The 647-nt window shown below is 65.2% G+C and carries 2 protein-coding genes; both read right to left on the bottom strand.

From position 1 onward, the window contains the following. Positions 1 to 204: flagellar biosynthetic protein FliR (locus JHD07_RS12685; protein WP_291622522.1), on the bottom strand; the 204-nt coding region annotated here is incomplete at its 3' end. Beyond that, a partial coding sequence (locus JHD07_RS12680) for an FHIPEP family type III secretion protein (RefSeq protein WP_291622520.1) occupies positions 201 to 647 on the bottom strand: 447 nt, incomplete at its 5' end. The genes JHD07_RS12680 and JHD07_RS12685, both read right to left, overlap by 4 nt.

Raw genomic sequence — 647 nt, 5'->3', positions numbered from 1 at the left:
CAGCGGCGCCGCATTGTCGGTGAGCGGTTTCAGGACCGCGATCAGGATCGGCGTCAGCGCAAAAGTGGTGACCAGCGCAACGAACAGACGCACCTGCGGCGGAACGTTGACGCTGGAATATCCGGGCACCAGCATCAAGCAGGCGCCGATGCGGCAGAACACGATGAACGTCACCAGCACGCTGTCGGCGAGCCCGGAGATCACGATATGGCTCCGAGGGCCCTGATCTCCGCGCTCCGGGCAACTTCGACGTGCGACAGCACCGGCAGGGTCGGGAACACCCGCTCCAGGATCATCCGGACATAGGGGCGGGCTTCGGGGGTCACCGCAAGCACCAGGCTGGTGCCGCTCTCCGTGAATTTGCGGATTGCGGCGCTGGCATCGGTCGCGAATTGCTCGATCAGGCGCGGGTCGGCGTCGAACTCGACGACGTCGCCCTTGGCATCGCGCTTCAGGCTCTGGTGGAACGCGAGATCCCAGCGGTTGCCCAGGCGGAGCACGTTGAGCACGCCATTGTCGGAGAGATCGCCGCAGATCTGCTGGGCAAGCCGCGTGCGAACGTGCTCTGCAACCTGCTCGGAGCGCCGCACATGGGGCGCGATCTCGGCGATCGCCTCGAGGATCAGGTGAAGATTGCGAATGGAGAC

It is taken from the genome of Bradyrhizobium sp., from assembly GCF_016462955.1.
Classification (GTDB): domain Bacteria; phylum Pseudomonadota; class Alphaproteobacteria; order Rhizobiales; family Xanthobacteraceae; genus Bradyrhizobium.
This window is presented reverse-complemented; position numbering and strand designations above follow the sequence as displayed.